Source organism: Limnohabitans sp. (assembly GCF_038134685.1).
Classification (GTDB): Bacteria; Pseudomonadota; Gammaproteobacteria; order Burkholderiales; family Burkholderiaceae_C; genus Limnohabitans_A.
This window is the reverse complement of sequence record NZ_JAYPVP010000006.1, coordinates 52,445-68,400: the sequence shown is the minus strand read 5'-3', so window position 1 is coordinate 68,400 and position 15,956 is coordinate 52,445. Positions and strand designations below refer to the sequence as shown.

17 protein-coding genes are annotated in these 15,956 nt (G+C 58.4%); 11 read left to right on the top strand and 6 right to left on the bottom strand.

Annotated elements, in window-relative coordinates; translation table 11 throughout:
* From AAFM15_RS04280 to AAFM15_RS04260, 5 genes are all read right to left on the bottom strand, one after another.
* Positions 1-537, bottom strand: a 537-nt coding sequence (locus tag AAFM15_RS04280) for a chromate transporter (RefSeq protein ID WP_341685465.1), incomplete at its 3' end; no start/stop codon positions are given.
* Positions 534-1,559: an ACR3 family arsenite efflux transporter gene (gene arsB / locus AAFM15_RS04275; RefSeq protein WP_341685464.1), complete on the bottom strand. Its 1,026-nt coding sequence runs from the start codon at positions 1,557-1,559 to the stop codon at positions 534-536. The genes AAFM15_RS04280 and arsB, both read right to left, overlap by 4 nt.
* The gene (locus AAFM15_RS04270) at positions 1,556-2,074 is read right to left on the bottom strand and encodes an arsenate reductase ArsC (RefSeq protein ID WP_341685463.1); all 519 of its coding nucleotides are present in this window, start codon (positions 2,072-2,074) and stop codon (positions 1,556-1,558) included. Before AAFM15_RS04270 ends, arsB begins: the two co-directional genes overlap by 4 nt.
* A gap of 9 nt (positions 2,075-2,083) precedes the next feature.
* Positions 2,084-2,410: a metalloregulator ArsR/SmtB family transcription factor gene (locus AAFM15_RS04265; RefSeq protein ID WP_341685462.1), complete on the bottom strand. Its 327-nt coding sequence runs from the start codon at positions 2,408-2,410 to the stop codon at positions 2,084-2,086.
* 72 nt (positions 2,411-2,482) lie between these two features.
* A complete protein-coding gene (locus AAFM15_RS04260) occupies positions 2,483-2,788 on the bottom strand; it encodes a hypothetical protein (RefSeq protein ID WP_341685461.1) in 306 nt (101 codons plus the stop codon).
* Between the two features lie 54 nt (positions 2,789-2,842).
* On the opposite strand from AAFM15_RS04260, the gene AAFM15_RS04255 reads away from it, so the two are divergent.
* Positions 2,843-3,790: an AEC family transporter gene (locus tag AAFM15_RS04255; RefSeq protein WP_341685460.1), complete on the top strand. Its 948-nt coding sequence runs from the start codon at positions 2,843-2,845 to the stop codon at positions 3,788-3,790.
* A 36-nt stretch (positions 3,791-3,826) separates the two neighbouring features.
* Here AAFM15_RS04255 and AAFM15_RS04250 read toward each other — a convergent pair whose 3' ends face one another.
* The gene (locus AAFM15_RS04250) at positions 3,827-4,738 is read right to left on the bottom strand and encodes a LysR substrate-binding domain-containing protein (RefSeq protein WP_341685459.1); all 912 of its coding nucleotides are present in this window, start codon (positions 4,736-4,738) and stop codon (positions 3,827-3,829) included.
* Positions 4,739-4,883: 145 nt separating this feature from the next.
* Here AAFM15_RS04250 and AAFM15_RS04245 point away from each other — a divergent pair, with 145 nt between their 5' ends.
* The 10 genes from AAFM15_RS04245 (at position 4,884) to AAFM15_RS04200 (ending at position 15,955) form a co-directional block, all read left to right on the top strand.
* The gene (locus tag AAFM15_RS04245) at positions 4,884-5,912 is read left to right on the top strand and encodes an amidohydrolase family protein (RefSeq protein WP_341685494.1); all 1,029 of its coding nucleotides are present in this window, start codon (positions 4,884-4,886) and stop codon (positions 5,910-5,912) included.
* Between the two features lie 2 nt (positions 5,913-5,914).
* Entirely contained in the window at positions 5,915-6,598 is a 684-nt protein-coding gene (gene ligK / locus AAFM15_RS04240) for a 4-carboxy-4-hydroxy-2-oxoadipate aldolase/oxaloacetate decarboxylase (protein ID WP_341685458.1), read from the top strand.
* An 11-nt stretch (positions 6,599-6,609) separates the two neighbouring features.
* Positions 6,610-7,542, top strand: a complete 933-nt coding sequence (locus AAFM15_RS04235; RefSeq protein ID WP_341685457.1) for an amidohydrolase family protein — start codon at positions 6,610-6,612, stop codon at positions 7,540-7,542.
* A 1-nt stretch (position 7,543) separates the two neighbouring features.
* Positions 7,544-7,990, top strand: coding sequence for a protocatechuate 4,5-dioxygenase subunit alpha (ligA, locus tag AAFM15_RS04230; protein WP_341685456.1), 447 nt, complete (start codon positions 7,544-7,546; stop codon positions 7,988-7,990).
* 4 nt (positions 7,991-7,994) lie between these two features.
* Positions 7,995-8,873: a class III extradiol dioxygenase subunit beta gene (locus tag AAFM15_RS04225; RefSeq protein ID WP_341685455.1), complete on the top strand. Its 879-nt coding sequence runs from the start codon at positions 7,995-7,997 to the stop codon at positions 8,871-8,873.
* Positions 8,874-8,926: 53 nt separating this feature from the next.
* The gene (locus AAFM15_RS04220) at positions 8,927-9,877 is read left to right on the top strand and encodes a Gfo/Idh/MocA family oxidoreductase (protein ID WP_341685454.1); all 951 of its coding nucleotides are present in this window, start codon (positions 8,927-8,929) and stop codon (positions 9,875-9,877) included.
* 114 nt (positions 9,878-9,991) lie between these two features.
* Positions 9,992-12,760: a type I restriction-modification enzyme R subunit C-terminal domain-containing protein gene (locus tag AAFM15_RS04215; protein WP_341685453.1), complete on the top strand. Its 2,769-nt coding sequence runs from the start codon at positions 9,992-9,994 to the stop codon at positions 12,758-12,760.
* Positions 12,757-13,977, top strand: coding sequence for a restriction endonuclease subunit S (locus tag AAFM15_RS04210; protein ID WP_341685452.1), 1,221 nt, complete (start codon positions 12,757-12,759; stop codon positions 13,975-13,977). Before AAFM15_RS04215 ends, AAFM15_RS04210 begins: the two co-directional genes overlap by 4 nt.
* A complete protein-coding gene (locus tag AAFM15_RS04205; protein ID WP_341685451.1) occupies positions 13,974-14,930 on the top strand; it encodes a patatin-like phospholipase family protein in 957 nt (318 codons plus the stop codon). Before AAFM15_RS04210 ends, AAFM15_RS04205 begins: the two co-directional genes overlap by 4 nt.
* Positions 14,930-15,955, top strand: a complete 1,026-nt coding sequence (locus AAFM15_RS04200; RefSeq protein ID WP_341685450.1) for a hypothetical protein — start codon at positions 14,930-14,932, stop codon at positions 15,953-15,955. Before AAFM15_RS04205 ends, AAFM15_RS04200 begins: the two co-directional genes overlap by 1 nt.
* Position 15,956: the final 1 nt, after the last annotated feature.

Below are 15,956 nucleotides of genomic sequence, written 5' to 3'. Positions count from 1 at the left end.
CAGCAACCACCGCCAGCCGATCACACCGCCACACACCATGACGATGACCTGGCTCCAGACGGTTGAAAAGCTCAACATCATCATTGCGGCAGCCAGGGCAATCCCTGCCCGCAGTCGGTCGGGGCAGAGTGTTCTGGACATGCCCCAGACAGCTTGCGCGACCACGGCGACGGACATGAGTTTGAGACCATGCACGACCCCGGATTGCGTCAGCCAGGACCATTGGGCCAGACCGTGGGCAAACAGCACCAGGGCCAACGCAGAGGGCAAAGTAAACCCTAGCCATGCCGCCAGCGCACCTTGCCATCCGGCGCGGCCCTGACCCAAGGCCATGCCGACCTGACTGCTGGCAGGGCCGGGCAGAAACTGGCACAGCGCCACCAGGTCGGAGTAGTGCTTGTCATCCAGCCAGCGACGGCGTTCTACAAACTCCGTGCGGAAATAAGCCAGGTGAGCCACCGGACCGCCGAACGAGGTCAGGCCCAGCTTGAAGAACGCCCACAGTACCTCTGCGGCCGTGCCCGGGTGGCGGGTCATGGTTGCCTGGCCTCGTACCAGCTACGTGAGCTGTTGACGATGCGCACCACCAGCAGCATGACGGGAACCTCGATCAACACCCCGACTACTGTGGCCAATGCGGCGCCCGAGTGAAAACCGAAGAGGCTGATGGCTGCTGCAACGGCCAGCTCGAAGAAGTTAGATGCGCCGATCAGGGCAGATGGGCAGGCCACCGAATGTTTCTCACCCAGCCGGCGGTTGAGCCAGTAAGCCAGTGCCGAATTGAAGAAAACCTGAATCAGGATCGGCACCGCCAGCAAAGCGATGACCAGTGGCTGAGCCAGGATGGCCTCGCCTTGAAAGGCAAACAGCAGCACCAGCGTAGCGAGCAGGGCCGTGATCGACCAGGGGCCGATTTTTGCCATCGTGTCATCAAGCGCATCTTGCCCTTTGCGCAGCAGCGCTTTGCGCCACCACTGGGCCAGCAGCACCGGGATCACGATGTACAAAATGACTGAAGTGACCAGGGTTGCCCAAGGGACGGTGATCGCGGAGATGCCCAGCAAGAAAGCCACCAGGGGCGCGAATGCAAACACCATGATGGTGTCGTTGAGTGCAACCTGCGAAAGGGTGAACAGTGGGTCGCCGTTTGTCAGTCGGCTCCAGACAAAGACCATGGCCGTGCAGGGCGCAGCCGCGAGCAGGATCAGACCCGCAATGTAGCTGTCAAGTTGGTCTGCAGGCAGCAGCGGCGCGAACCAGTGGCGGATGAAAAGCCAGCCCAGAAAGGCCATGGAGAAGGGCTTGACGAGCCAGTTCACAAACAAGGTCACGCCGATGCCTCGCACATGCTGGCGAACTTCATGCAGGGCGCCGAAGTCCACCTTCACGAGCATCGGGATCACCATCACCCAAATCAGCAGGCCTACTGGAAGGTTGACCTGAGCCACTTCCATTGCACCGATGGCCTGAAAAGCCCCCGGAAAGAGTTGTCCCAGACCGATTCCCAGCACGATGCACAGGAATACCCAGAGGCTCAGGTACCGTTCAAACACACTCATGCTGCATCCTCGTGTTTGGCCAGATCCCTGGCGGTCGCCTGAATGGACAGATGACTCAGGCTGGCAGCAGGCAGGTTGACAAAAATTTCCAGACGCTTGCGGATCATGTGCAGAGTCTGACGAAACGCTTCTCGCTTGTGGTCGTCGCTGGCGTCCCCTTCGGACGGATCGGCGTAACCCCAGTGGGCCGTTGCAGGCTGGCCTGGCCAGTAAGGGCAGACTTCGCCTGCGGCGTTGTCGCAGACTGTGATCACCAAGTCCATCTGCGGTGCATCGGGCTTGGCGAACTCATCCCAGCTTTTGCTGTGCAATCCTTCAATCGAGACCCCGGCATGGGTGAGCGTCTCCAGCGCCAGGGGATTGGGCTTCTGGTTTTCACGCGGGCTGCTGCCTGCCGAATAGGCTTTAAAGCGTCCGCGACCCAAGTGGTTGAGCAGGGCTTCGGCCAGGATGCTGCGTGCAGAGTTGTGGGTGCACAAGAACAAAACGTTCAAGGGTTGGGAGACATCAGTCATGGGTTTCTTTCAACATTCACAAGTGCTTGTGCCTTCATCGAAGCAGGCTTCGGTGCCGGCGCAACAGTTTTCGGTGAGGTAGGCAAGCAGGCTGTTCATTTGGCCGACTTCGAATCGATAAATCAGATTGCGCCCGTTGCGTTCCTGGCTGATCAGGTGTGCACCCATCAGCTCTTTGAGGTGAAACGACAGTGTGGCGTTGGGCACGCCCAGCTGTTCGCCTAATTGCCTGGGCGTAGCGCCTTCCCGCCCCGCCACCACCAGTGTCCGGAACACTTGCAGTCGGTTGGGCTGGGCCAATGCTGCGAGGGCTTTGAGAGCGTCTTTTTCTTCCATATTTCCATTTTCATCGAAATATATGACAAGTCAATGACACGCTTAGCGCTCTGCGATCGATCGTGAAAAGGCTCAGGAAATGTTGGACGCGTTATGCCAGTCAGACAGGCACGCTGCCAAGGCGTCTGAACCTGTCAAGTCCAGGCTCAGTGTCACGCGGTGAGCATCTGCCTGTGTGTCCATCGCCATGTCCCAAAGATGACCTTCATCGACAGGCCCGGGCTCGCCCAGATGTTGCTCCAAATCTGCGAGCAGATCGCGCACTTCGGTTTGCAGCGCCTGGGCGTGTCTGGCCTGGGGGGATGCCAATGCACTCCAGCTTCGCAAGCCAGCTGTATCGAGCTGCTCGTCAAATTCAAGATAGGTCAGTGTCGGCATGGCAGCGATTGTCGCAGGCGTCAGAACACCAATCCATGTCGCACAATGTCGCACATGAATACCGCTGTTGACATTCTCGGCATCACAGGGCCCATCTATCTGGTCATTGCCTTGGGCTATGCCGCGACCCGGGCCGGCTGGTTTGCCCGCGCCGACATGGCCGTGTTCGGCAAATTCACGCTGCAGCTGGCCTTGCCTGCGCTGGTGTTCAATGCCTTGTCGCAACGCAGCGTGGCGGAGATTCTGAATGTGCACTATCTGTTGGCCTACGCCTTGGGATCGCTGCTGGTGATTGCGGGCGGATTGTTTTGGGCGCGCCGCGTCAAGGGTCACAGCCTGAGCTACAGCAGCATGATGGCCATGGGAATGTCCTGCCCCAACAGTGGTTTTGTGGGCTACCCCGTCATTGCGCTCACCTTGGGGCCTGTGGCGGGGGTGGTGCTGGCGCTGAACATGGTGGTGGAAAACCTGTTGTTGATTCCCTTGCTGCTGGCCGTCGCGGATGCGCAAAATCAGGACGGTCAAGCCTGGCAGGCTGTGCTCAAGCAGACGTTTAAAAGTCTGCTCCGCAACCCGTTGATCATTGCGATTGTGCTGGGCTTTGTGGTGTCCCTCAGTGGTGTCTCGTTGCCTGCTCCCGTGTCCCGCACCGTCAATCTGTTCGCGCAGGCCAGCGCTGCGTTGTCCTTGTTCGTGATTGGCGGTTCGCTGGTGGGGTTGAAGGTCGAGGGCTTGCGAGGCACCGTCAGCCAGGTGGCGCTGGGCAAGCTCCTGTTGCATCCGCTGGCCATGACCATCATGGTGCTGTGGCTGGTTCCGGTGCATGACCCTGTCTTGCGTCAGGCCGCCATCATCACCGGGGCTTTGCCCATGCTGGGCATTTTCACCATCCTCAGCCAACGCCACGGGCATGGGGCCATCAGTGCAGCAACCTTGCTGGTGACCACGGTGTTGTCGTTTTTCACGCTCAGCATCTTGCTGGCCGTACTGCGCATGGCTTGATGCGCTTGCTTTTCTCACAGCGTAACTGATCTGAATTTAGTTGCCGCTGAGGTGTTGCCGGGTGATCTCGCGCAGCAGCTCCAGCGTGGCTTGCTGGGTCAGCGTGGTCGGGCGCAGAGCGCTGATGGCGGTAGTCAGCTCAATGCTCAGTGTGGGCTCGCCCAGCGTGCGAGTGGAAAACGCCGAAGGCCGGATGGAGTGCTTGACGGCGTTGCGCGACAAGATGGCATAGCCCGCGCCATCGGCCACCAAGTCGAGAATGGCAGCCACACCATCAATTTCCAGCTCGATCTGCGGCTTCGCCTGAAGTTCAGCCAAGGCGGATTCGATACGCATGCGTACCGCATTGGGCCGGCTGGGAATGACCAAGGGCATATCGGCCAGCGCTTTCAGTGGCAGAGGCGGAGGCGGTGGGTCTTCGGCCAGACCTGGGGGCCGCGGTTGCACCAGCACCAACTCTTCTTGTAGCAATGGTGCGTACTCCAGACCCTGCAAAGGGCTGGGGTTGTAGAGCAGGGCGATGTCGAGGCGCCCGCTTTGCAGGTTTTCCTGCATGGCGGTGGACAGGCCTTCGCTGATCGACAGTTGTGCTTGTGGCAGTTGCTGCCGAAAGGCGCGGGTCAAAGGCACCGTGAGCACGCGGGCAATGCTGGGGGGTAAACCCACTGCTACCTTGCCAGCCAGGCCAGTGCGTACCCGGCTGAGCTCTTCGCGGGCGCGCTCGACTTGGTGCAAGATGCCGCGACCATGTTCCAGCAGCAGCTGGCCGGCTTCGGTGGGTGTGGCTCCGCGTCCGTTACGCACAAGCAGGTTCTGGCGCAACTCGACTTCCAGCAGACGCACTTGACGGCTCAGGGCAGGCTGGGCAATGCCCAAGACCTGCGCTGCCCGGGTAAAGCTGCCCAGTTCGGCCACGCGCACAAAGTATTCGAGCTGTTTGAGGTCCATATCTGCCCATTTCGGTCATATCGGAAGATTGGATATTCTATTTTGTTCTAGCTGGTAGAGCGAGGCGAGGCTTACGATGACTGGGGCATGCCCGGACAATTCAGGCATTGTTTCAAAGAGGACCACCATGAGTTTGGCCAAACCCCTGATCATTGACATCCACGGTCACTACACCACCGCGCCCAAGTCGCTCGAGGACTGGCGCAACAAACAAATTGCCGGCATCAAGGACCCGGCCCTGATGCCCAAAGTGGCTGACCTCAAGATCAGCGATGACGAACTGCGCGAGACCATCGAGACCAACCAGCTGGCGAAGATGAAAGAGCGCGGCAGCGACCTGACCGTGTTCAGCCCGCGCGCCAGCTTCATGGCCCACCACATCGGCGACTTCAACGTGTCCTCCACCTGGGCGGCCATTTGCAACGAGCTTTGCTACCGCGTGAGCCAGCTGTTCCCGGACAACTTCATTGGCGCCGCCATGCTGCCGCAGTCGCCTGGTGTGGACCCCAAAACTTGTGTGGCCGAGATCGACAAGTGCGTGAACGAGTACGGCATGGTCGGCATCAACCTCAACCCCGACCCCAGTGGTGGCCACTGGACCAGCCCCCCGCTGACCGACCGCCACTGGTACCCTATCTACGAAAAGATGGTGGAGCACGACATCCCCGCCATGATTCACGTGTCCACCAGCTGCAACGCCTGCTTTCACACCACCGGCGCGCACTACATCAACGCTGACACCACGGCCATCATGCAGCTCATCCAGGGTGACTTGTTCAAGGATTTCCCCACGCTCAAGTTCATCGTGCCGCACGGCGGCGGCGCCGCGCCTTACCACTGGGGCCGCTACCGTGGTCTGGCACAGGAGCTGAAAAAGCCCTTGCTGAAAGACCACCTGCTGAACAACGTGTTCTTTGACACTTGCGTCTACCACCAGCCCGGCATCGACCTGCTGACCAAAGTGATCCCGGTCGACAACATCCTGTTTGCCAGCGAAATGATCGGCGCCGTGCGCGGCATCGACCCTGAGACCGGCAACTATTACGACGACACCAAGCGCTATGTGCTGGCCACGCCCAACCTGAGCGACGAGCAGCGCTACAAGGTGTTCGAAGGCAATGCGCGCCGCGTGTTCTCGCGCATGGATGCGGCGCTTAAACAAAAAGGACTTTGATCATGTACGAACTTGGTGTGGTTTACCGCAACATCACCCGCGCTGACCGCGAGGTGACCGATCAACTGGCCGCTCTGGGCAGCGCCACGGTGCACGAGGCCATGGGCCGCGTGGGCCTGATGAAGCCCTACATGCGTCCCATCCAGCAGGACGTGAACGTGTCCGGCACGGCTGTCACCGTGCTGCTGCAACCCGGCGACAACTGGATGATGCACGTCGCTGCCGAACAGGTGCAGCCTGGCGATATCGTGGTGGCCACCGTGACGGCCGAGTGCAGCGATGGTTACTTTGGCGACCTGCTGGCCACCAGCTTCATGGCACGTGGGGCACGCGGCCTGATTATCGAAGCCGGTGTGCGCGACACCCAATTCTTGCGCAAGATGGGCTTCCCGGTGTGGAGTCGTTACATCTCGTCCAAGGGCACCATCAAGGCCACGCCCGGTTCGGTGAACATTCCGATTGTGTGTGCTGGTGCGTATGTGACGCCTGGCGACGTGATCGTGGCCGACGACGACGGCGTGGTTTGCGTGCCCAAAGCCATGGCAGCCAAAACGCTGGCCACCGCTTTGGCCCGCGAAGCCAATGAAGGCGAGAAGCGCGAAAAACTGGCCAGCGGCGTGCTGGGTCTGGACATGTACAAGATGCGTGAACCGCTGGCGGCTGCAGGGCTCAAGTACATCGACTGAAGGAAGCGAGCATGAGCAAAACCACTTCGGGTGATTTCACCAAAACCGCTGGCTGGATGGACTGGTACACCGGCCCCAGCAAGCCCCAATTCAAACTGCCCGCTGGCGCGGTGGACGCGCACTGCCACGTGTTTGGCCCGGGCGCAGAGTTCCCCTATGCGCCAGAGCGCAAGTACACGCCCTGTGACGCCAGCAAGCATGAGCTGTACGCCCTGCGCGACCACTTGGGCTTTGCCCGCAATGTGGTGGTGCAGGCCACCTGCCACGGCGCTGACAACCGTGCCATGGTGGATGCTTGCTTGTCCAGCGGTGGCAAGGCGCGAGGCGTGGCCACGGTCAAGCGCAGCGTGACCGATGAGGAGTTGCAAGCCTTGCACGCTGCGGGTGTGCGTGGTGTGCGCTTCAACTTCGTCAAGCGTCTGGTGGACTTCACGCCCAAAGACGAGCTGATGGAAATTGCAGGCCGCATCGCCAAGTTGGGCTGGCATGTGGTCATCTACTTCGAGGCGGTGGATCTGCCCGAGTTGTGGGACTTCTTCACCGCGCTGCCCACCACCGTGGTGGTGGACCACATGGGCCGCCCCGATGTGAGCAAACCCATCGACGGCCCCGAGTTCCAGCTGTTCCTGAAGTTCATGCGCGAGCACAAGAACGTGTGGAGCAAAGTGTCTTGCCCCGAGCGCCTGTCCGTGACCGGCCCGAAGGCGCTGAACGGCGAGCAAGCCGCGTACCAGGACGTGGTGCCTTTTGCCCATCGCGTGGTCGAAGAGTTTCCCGACCGTGTGCTCTGGGGTACCGACTGGCCGCACCCCAACCTGAAAGACCACATGCCCGACGACGGCCTGCTGGTGGACTTCATCCCGCAGATCGCCCCCACGGCCGAACTGCAGCAAAAGCTGCTGGTGGACAACCCGATGAAACTCTACTGGCCTGAGGAGGTCTGAAATGGCGCTCGACAAACCCTACAAGGACGTGCCCGGCACGATCATTTTTGACGCCGAGCAAAGCCGCAAGGGCTACTGGCTCAACCAGTTCTGCATGTCGCTGATGAAGGCCGAAAACCGTGAGCGTTTCAAGGCCAACGAACGCGCCTACCTGGACGAGTGGGCGATGACCGAAGAGCAAAAACAGGCTGTGCTGGCGCGCGACCTGAACTGGTGCATGCGGACCGGCGGCAACATTTATTTCCTCGCCAAAATCGGCGCGACCGATGGCCTGAGCTTCCAGCAAATGGCCGGTTCCATGACCGGTATGACCGAAGAGGAATACCGCGCCATGATGCTGGCCGGTGGCCGCAGCGCCGAAGGCAACCGCTACATCGGCGAAGACGGCGACGCGCAGGAAAAGAACCAACCCCAAGGTGCAGCCGGCAAAGCTGCCAAGAAAGGCTAAGCACATGGCACGTATCACCGCATCTGTTTTCACCAGCCACGTGCCCGCGATTGGCGCAGCCATGGACCTGGGCAAAACCCACGAAGACTACTGGAAGCCCCTGTTTGCGGGCTACGACTTCTCCAAGCAATGGATGAAGGACAACAAACCCGACGTCATCTTCCTCGTCTACAACGACCACGCCACGGCCTTCAGCCTGGACATGATTCCCACCTTCGCCATCGGCACTGCGGCTGAATACAAGCCCGCCGACGAAGGCTATGGTGCACGCCCGGTGCCGGTAGTGAAAGGCCACCCCGAGCTGGCTTCGCACATTGCGCAGTCTGTGATTCAACAAGACTTTGACCTCACCATCGTCAACAAAATGGATGTGGACCACGGCCTGACAGTGCCGCTGTCGCTCATGTGTGGCGAACTCGACCCCAAGAAAGACGCCTGGCCCTGCCCGGTGATCCCGTTTGCCGTGAACGTGGTGCAGTACCCCGTGCCCAGCGGTCAGCGCTGCTTCAACCTGGGGCAAGCCATCCGCAAGGCCGTGGAGAGTTACGACGAAGACCTGAATGTGCACATCTGGGGCACGGGCGGCATGAGCCACCAGCTGCAAGGCGCGCGCGCCGGCCTCATCAACCGCGAGTGGGACAACAACTGGCTTGACCTGATGATCAATGACCCTGTGGCTTGCGCACAAGTGCCGCACATCGACTACGTACGCGAAGCCGGTAGCGAAGGCATCGAACTGGTCATGTGGCTGATTGCCCGCGGTGCCATGGCCGATGTGAACAACGGCAAAGTGACCGGCCCGCTGCCCAAAGTGGCGCACCGCTTCTACCATGTCCCCGCCAGCAACACGGCAGTGGGCCACGCCATTCTCGAAAACGTTTAATCAACAATCTTGCGGGACAGATCTTCAGCTCTGTCCCCAACTGGAGCAGAACCATGACCATCAAAGTAGCCCTTGCTGGCGCCGGCGCCTTCGGCATCAAACACCTCGACGGCATCAAGAACATCGACGGCGTTGAAGTCGTCAGCCTCATCAGCCGTGACCTGGCCAAAACGCAAGAAGTGGCCGACAAGTACGGCATCAAGCACGTCACCACCGACCTGGCCGACAGCCTGGCCATCAAGGAAGTGGACGCCGTGATCCTGTGCACCCCAACGCAAATGCACGCCAGCCAGACCAAGGCCTGCCTGGAAGCGGGCAAGCACGTGCAGGTCGAGATCCCGCTGTGCGACATCCTGGCCGAAGGCGAAGAAACGCTGGCCCTGCAAAAGCAGACCGGCCTGGTGGCCATGTGCGGCCACACCCGCCGCTTCAACCCCAGCCACCAGTGGGTGCACAAGAAGATCACCGCCGGTGAATTCAACATCCAGCAGATGGACGTGCAGACCTACTTCTTCCGCCGCACCAACATGAACGCGCTGGGCCAGCCCCGCAGCTGGACCGACCACCTGCTGTGGCACCACGCTGCCCACACCGTGGACCTGTTCGCCTACCAGGCCGGCAGCCCCATCGTCAAAGCCAACGCCATCCAGGGCCCGATTCACCCCACGCTGGGTATCGCCATGGACATGAGCATTCAGCTGCAGGCCGCCAACGGTGCGATCTGTACCTTGAGCCTGTCCTTCAACAACGACGGCCCGCTGGGTACCTTCTTCCGCTACATCGGCGACACCGGCACTTACATAGCCCGCTACGACGACCTGTTTACCGGTAAGGATGAGCAGATCGATGTGAGCAAGGTGGACGTGAGCATGAACGGCATTGAACTGCAGGACCGCGAGTTTTTCGCCGCCATCCGCGAAGGCCGCGAGCCCAACTCCAGCCTGGCCCAAGTGCTGCCCTGCTACCAGGTGCTGCACCAGCTGGAGCAGCAGTTAAACGGCTGAGCCCATCCTTCTCCATAGAAGTGCGCCCCGTGCGCGAAAAGGCCGCCACCTGCAAGGGTGCGGCCTTTTTCGCCTCTAGAATGCATCCAGAATGCATAAATATTTCTGCCACAGATGAAGCCAGAAGAGCGCGCTCGACTGACCATTGATGCTTTGCTGGAGCAGGCAGCCTGGGTGGTGTGCAACATGGCTGATGCCAACATCCATGGCGCACAGGGCGTGGCCATCCGCGAATTCCCTCTCAACCCCGGCCACGGCTTTGCCGACTACCTGCTGTACGTGAATGGCAAAGCCTGCGGCGTGATCGAGGCCAAAAAAGAAGGTGTGCCGCTCAAAGGCGTCGAGGTGCAATCGGCCCGCTATGCCCAAGGCCTGCCCGCCACCTTACCCGCCTGGCGTAGACCGTTGCCGTTTTTGTTCGAGTCCACCGGGGTGGAGACCCAGTTCACCAACGGCCTGGACCCCCAGCCTCGCTCGCATCGGGTGTTTGCGTTTTTCCGGCCCGAGTTGCTGGTTCAGTGGCTTGCTTACCAGCCTGCTCTAGGGGCGGGCGCAGCCAACGAAGAACCACGAACTTTTCTGGGTCGCATGCAGCACATGCCCGAGCTCGTCACCGAATGGGGCCAAGGCGGGGCCAACTACCAGCTGTGGCCCGCGCAAATCAAGGCGGTGCAAAACCTTGAAAAGAGTTTGGCTGCCAACAAACCCAAAGCCCTCATCCAGATGGCCACGGGCAGCGGCAAGACCTTTACCGCCATCAGCTTCATCTACCGCCTCATCAAGTTTGGTGGTGCGCGGCGTGTGCTGTTTTTGGTGGACCGGGGCAACCTGGGCCGCCAGACCAAAAAAGAGTTTGACCAATACGCCAGCCCCTACAACAGCTACAAGTTTGGCGAAGAGTTCATCGTGCAGCACCTGCAAGGCAACCAGGTGGACACCAGCGCCCGCGTGGTCATTTGCACCATCCAGCGCATGTTCAGTTTGCTCAAAGGCAAAGAGCTGCCGCCCGAGGCCGACGAAGAAAGCACCGAGGGGGCCGAGAGCCTGTTCAAAGACCCCGAGCCCATTGGCTACAACCCGGCCTTTCCCATCGAGCTGTTTGACATCGTGGTCACCGACGAAGCGCACCGCAGCATCTACAACCTGTGGCGGCAAGTGCTGGAGTATTACGACGCCTATCTGGTGGGCCTGACCGCCACGCCCAACAAACAAACCTTTGGCTTCTTCAACCAAAACCTGGTCATGGAATACGGCCACACCCAGGCCGTGGCCGATGGGGTGAACGTCAATTACGACGTGTACCGCATCCAGACCGAAGTGAGTGAAAAGGGCGCCAAGGTCGAAAAAGGCTTTTGGCTGGAAACCGTGGACAAAGCCACCCGCCGCAAAAGCGCCTGGCAATTGGACGAAGACTTTGAATACGACCCCGCCGAGCTGGACCGCAGCGTGCAAACGCCCGACCAGATCCGGAAAGTCATCACCACCTTCAGGGACCGGCTGCACAGCGAAATATTCCCTGGCCGCACCGAGGTGCCCAAGACCCTGTTCTTTGCCAAAGACGACAACCACGCCGAAAAGATTGTGGAAATCCTGCGCGAAGAATTTGGCAAGGGCAACGAGTTTGCGCAAAAGATCACCTACCGAACCACAGGCACCAAGCCCGAAGACTTGATCAGCGCCTTCAGAAACAGCTACTTTCCGCGCGTGGCCGTGACGGTGGACATGATCGCCACCGGCACCGACATCAAGCCGGTGGAGATTGTGGTGTTCATGCGCTCGGTCAAAAGCCGCAGCTTTTTTGAGCAGATGAAAGGCCGTGGCGTGCGCGTGTGCAACCCGGCCGACCTGCAAGCCGTGACGCCCGACGCCCGGGTGAAGGACCACTTTGTGATTGTGGACGCCGTGGGCGTGTGCGAGCGCGACAAAACCGACAGCCGCCCCATGGACAGCAAAAAGACGGTGCCCCTGGACAAACTGCTGCAAGCCGTGAGCCTTGGCAACGTGGAGGACGAAGTGCTGAGCAGCGTGGCCGCGCGCCTGGCCCGGCTGGACAAAGACCTGGGCCCTGCCGACCACGCCCAAGTGCTGGAGGCCAGTGGCGGCAAAAGCCTGCGCGACCTGGCCAGCGGCATTGTGCAAGCGCTGAACGTGGATGACGACACATCGCCCTTTGAGGCCGAAGCCAAAAAGGTGGAAGCCGCCAAACCCTTTGCCAACCCCGCGCTGCGCACCCTGATTTTGCAGCTGCGCCAAAAGGCCGACCTGGTGGTGGACGTGGTGACCAAGGACGAACTGATCCACGCGGGTTTTAGCGAAGCCGCCAGCGAACGCGCCAAAGGCCTGGTGCAAAGCTTTGAACAATTCATTGCCCAGCACAAAGACGAAATCACTGCGCTGCAAATTTTGTACAACCGCCCCAGCCGCGCCCCGCTGAGGTACAGCGACATCAAAGCCCTGGCCGACGCGCTGCACGCGCCGCCGCACCTGATAGACGAAAGCCAACTGTGGCAAGCCTATGCTGCACTCGACAAAACCAAGGTGAAAGGCACCAGCCAACGCCGCCTGCTGACCGACCTGGTCAGCCTGGTGCGCTTTGCCATGCAGCAAGACAACGAACTGGTGCCTTACCCCGAGCGGGTGCATGCCAACTACAACGCTTGGCTGGCCCAACAACAAGCGGCCAAAGGCCACGCCTTTAATGCCGAACAACTGCACTGGCTGGAAATGATCCGAGACCACATTGCCGCCAACCTGGGCATCGAGCCCGACGACTTTGAATACGCCCCCTTCAACAGCGAAGGCGGCCTGGGCAAAGTGCACCAACTGTTTGGTGTGGAGTTATCGCAGGTGATTGAAGCGATGAATCGGGAGTTAGTGGCGTGATTGAAACAACGACTGTATGGCCGTCGTTTCCTCTTGGGGATGTTTGCCGAACTACCAGCGGAGGAACGCCAAGTCGTAAAAGAGCAGATTACTTTCAGGGCGACATACCTTGGGTCAAGTCAGGTGAATTAACGGATGGACTTGTCTCTGAGGTGAGTGAATTCATTACCGAGGAGGCGGTTGCAAACTCAAGTGCAAAGTTGTTTCCTCTTGGGACGTTGCTCATTGCCATGTACGGTGCCACAGTTGGAAAGCTTGGCATTTTGGCCAAACCAGCGGCTACCAATCAGGCGGTGTGCGCGATTTTTCCGCCCCCTGAGCTTGATTCAAAGTTCCTATTTTGGTTTCTGCGATTCAAGCGGAGTTACTTGATTGACCAGGCTGTCGGTGGTGCTCAGCCAAATATCAGTCAATCCATTTTGCGGGAGTTGATGGTTCCTGTTCCGCCAATTGATGTGCAGCGAGAGACAGTTGCCGAAATCGAGAAACAGTTCTCCCGCCTAGACGAAGCCGTCGCCAACCTCCAGCGCGTCAAAGCCAACCTCAAACGCTACAAAGCCTCCGTCCTCAAAGCCGCCGTAGAAGGCCGCCTCGTCGAAACCGAAGGCGGTTGGCTGCAGCTCAAGCTTGGCGAAATTGCTTTGTCTGTTCGTAATGGGTACTCGCACAAACCAGATGCTGAGTCCGGGACTCGCATATTTAGGATCAGTGCGGTACGCCCAATGGAGTTGGCCGCAGACGACGTTCGATTCTTGAGTGGAAAGCCAGCTGACTATGACAACTTTCTTGCAGCTGCTGGTGATGTCCTTTTTACGCGCTACAACGGCAGTCGAGACTATGTTGGTGTTTGTGCCGTAGTCCCTAAAGGATTACCGCCGACCGTGTATCCAGACAAGCTCATTCGGGTGCGTGTCCCGCAGGATAAGTTATTGCCCGCGTTTTTGGTAATCGCAGCATCTACTGGTGAGGGCCGTGGATTTATCGAATCCGTAATCCGCACCACGGCAGGTCAATCAGGTGTTTCTGGGACGGATATCAAGGCGATTCCTGTGTCACTTCCCTCCATGTCTGAGCAGGTCCGAATCGTCGCTGAAGTCGACCGCCACCTGTCTGTCATCCGCGAAGTTGAAGCCGATGTTGACGCCAACATCCAGCGCGCGCAGGCGCTGCGCCAGGCGACGCTGGCGAAGGTGGTCATGTCGAGGCCGACTGCATGAACACAGAAGAAACTACCAGTCCATTCAGGATTCTTTCCCTTGACGGAGGCGGGGCTAAGGGCGCGTTCACGCTCGGGGTCTTGCAGCAGCTTGAATCACAATTTGGTGGCCCGTTGTATGAACATTTCAATCTAATCTATGGCACGAGTACAGGGGCGATCATCGCTGCGTATCTAGCTCTTGGTTTTTCTGTAAGCGACATCTATAGCAACTATTTAGAGATCATTCCGAGAGTGATGTCGAAATGGACAAAAAAGGGGCGCTCTGAGGCGCTACGGGATGCCGCCTATAAAGAGTTTGGTAGGTACACATTCCATGATACGCGGTGCAGACTAGCCATTGTTGCTACACGCTGCGATTTTCATCGGCCGTTGATATTCAAAAGTCACGCGGACATCGCCCACTCAGATACGGCGACATTTGTCCCAGGATTTGGCGTCTCTCTTGCGGACTGTCTGCTGGCCTCTGCTGCAGCCGCCCCCTTCTTTGAGCGCCAGCGCTTGCATCTTCGCCAGCCTAGCGGTGATGCATTTGTTGAAGCTATTGATGGCGGGTTTGTTGCAAACAATCCTTGTATGTTCTCGCTTATCGACGCAGTGGGCGCCTTAAATGTCCATCAGGAAAGAATTCGACTTTGCTCAATTGGCACCGGCGCGTTCCCACAAAAAAAGCGGCTCGCGTCGCAAATCGCCAAGCGGGTATGGCTGCTTTCTGACGCCATAGCGCTCCTTGAAGAAACACTGGAAAGCAACTCCAATTCCGCAGATTTCATCCGAGAAGTACTCTTTCCGGATGTATTTGCCGTTCGGATAAATCCAACAATAAGTAATGTGCCGTTTTCAACTGATCTTCTAGAGGCCGATATTCAAATCATCGAGCGGATGTATGACTGCGGTATTCAGTGCTTTAACAACCAAAGAGATGAACTCTTGTCCACCATGGGAGGTGTTTAGTGGCTAGATTAGATAAACTTCGTTCGCGTCGAATTGATCCCCAGCAAGTATTGGCAAAGGCGACAAATGAGATATACGAGCGCCTGCAGGAAGATGATGCGGTCAAGTACGCACTTGGTGCAATGCAGCCGATCGACGTCGAATACACGCGCAACACTTTCGCTGAGAGTGAGCGTGTTCAAAATCAACTTACAGCGGGCTATTTGCGTAAGTCGTTGAAAGTGGACTACGAACACCAAGGGTCAGTAACCTCGGATACCCACATTAAGGCGCATAGTGATATCGATCTTCTTGTTGTAGAGACAAGATTTATTTCTCTGGAGCACCCTCTACAACCTTCGAGTCCATACAAGGGAGACCCTTTTCAAGATCTCATGGAATTGCGGACAGAGGCTGAGCAAACTTTGCGGCTGGCATTTCCCGCGGCTGATCTCGATTGTTCACGCTCAAAAGCTGTCTCGATATCAGGAGGCTCACTCAGACGAAAGGTTGATGTTGTCCTCGCAAGCTGGCTGGATACACCTGAGTACAAGCAAGGGCGAGGCTCACATTTTCGTGGTGTTTCTGTGCTTGATGTCGCTGGAAAAACTCGCATCAGTAATAAGCCTTTCCTACACTCTCATAGGATTGACGAACGGGATCGTATTGAGCAAGGAAATTTGCGAAAAGTTATTCGTTTGCTGAAATCACTGAAGTACGATGCTGATCGAGAACCGGATTTTTCAAGTTACGACATCGCCTCAGTTGCGTGGGCGGCACCATCGAACTTTTGGCATGTTGATCCAGCGCAGGAGTTATTGCTGATTGATAAATGCTGCTATTGGCTTGACCATTTGAGCAGTAATCATGACTACGCGTTGACACTTGATGTGCCCAACGCTACCCGGAAAATATTTGGAGGCAACGGAGCTACGTTCTCTGGTCTCAGTCAGTTGCAAACTGAACTTCACGGCTTACGCGCGGACATCGAAAGGGGGTTGGCACGAAGTTTCCGCAAACTGCAGGAAGCTCGGATCGTCTACTGAT

Excerpts from the sequence above, each read along its gene's own strand:
- AAFM15_RS04250 (WP_341685459.1), bottom strand. The coding sequence starts at position 4,738 with ATGGACCTCAAACAGCTCGAATACTTTGTGCGCGTGGCCGAACTGGGC.
- AAFM15_RS04215 (WP_341685453.1), top strand. The coding sequence starts at position 9,992 with ATGAAGCCAGAAGAGCGCGCTCGACTGACCATTGATGCTTTGCTGGAG.
- AAFM15_RS04260 (WP_341685461.1), bottom strand. The coding sequence starts at position 2,788 with ATGCCGACACTGACCTATCTTGAATTTGACGAGCAGCTCGATACAGCT.
- AAFM15_RS04255 (WP_341685460.1), top strand. The coding sequence starts at position 2,843 with ATGAATACCGCTGTTGACATTCTCGGCATCACAGGGCCCATCTATCTG.
- ligK (WP_341685458.1), top strand. The coding sequence starts at position 5,915 with ATGTACGAACTTGGTGTGGTTTACCGCAACATCACCCGCGCTGACCGC.
- AAFM15_RS04205 (WP_341685451.1), top strand. The coding sequence starts at position 13,974 with ATGAACACAGAAGAAACTACCAGTCCATTCAGGATTCTTTCCCTTGAC.
- AAFM15_RS04225 (WP_341685455.1), top strand. The coding sequence starts at position 7,995 with ATGGCACGTATCACCGCATCTGTTTTCACCAGCCACGTGCCCGCGATT.
- AAFM15_RS04235 (WP_341685457.1), top strand. The coding sequence starts at position 6,610 with ATGAGCAAAACCACTTCGGGTGATTTCACCAAAACCGCTGGCTGGATG.
- ligA (WP_341685456.1), top strand. The coding sequence starts at position 7,544 with ATGGCGCTCGACAAACCCTACAAGGACGTGCCCGGCACGATCATTTTT.
- AAFM15_RS04265 (WP_341685462.1), bottom strand. The coding sequence starts at position 2,410 with ATGGAAGAAAAAGACGCTCTCAAAGCCCTCGCAGCATTGGCCCAGCCC.
- AAFM15_RS04220 (WP_341685454.1), top strand. The coding sequence starts at position 8,927 with ATGACCATCAAAGTAGCCCTTGCTGGCGCCGGCGCCTTCGGCATCAAA.
- arsB (WP_341685464.1), bottom strand. The coding sequence starts at position 1,559 with ATGAGTGTGTTTGAACGGTACCTGAGCCTCTGGGTATTCCTGTGCATC.
- AAFM15_RS04270 (WP_341685463.1), bottom strand. The coding sequence starts at position 2,074 with ATGACTGATGTCTCCCAACCCTTGAACGTTTTGTTCTTGTGCACCCAC.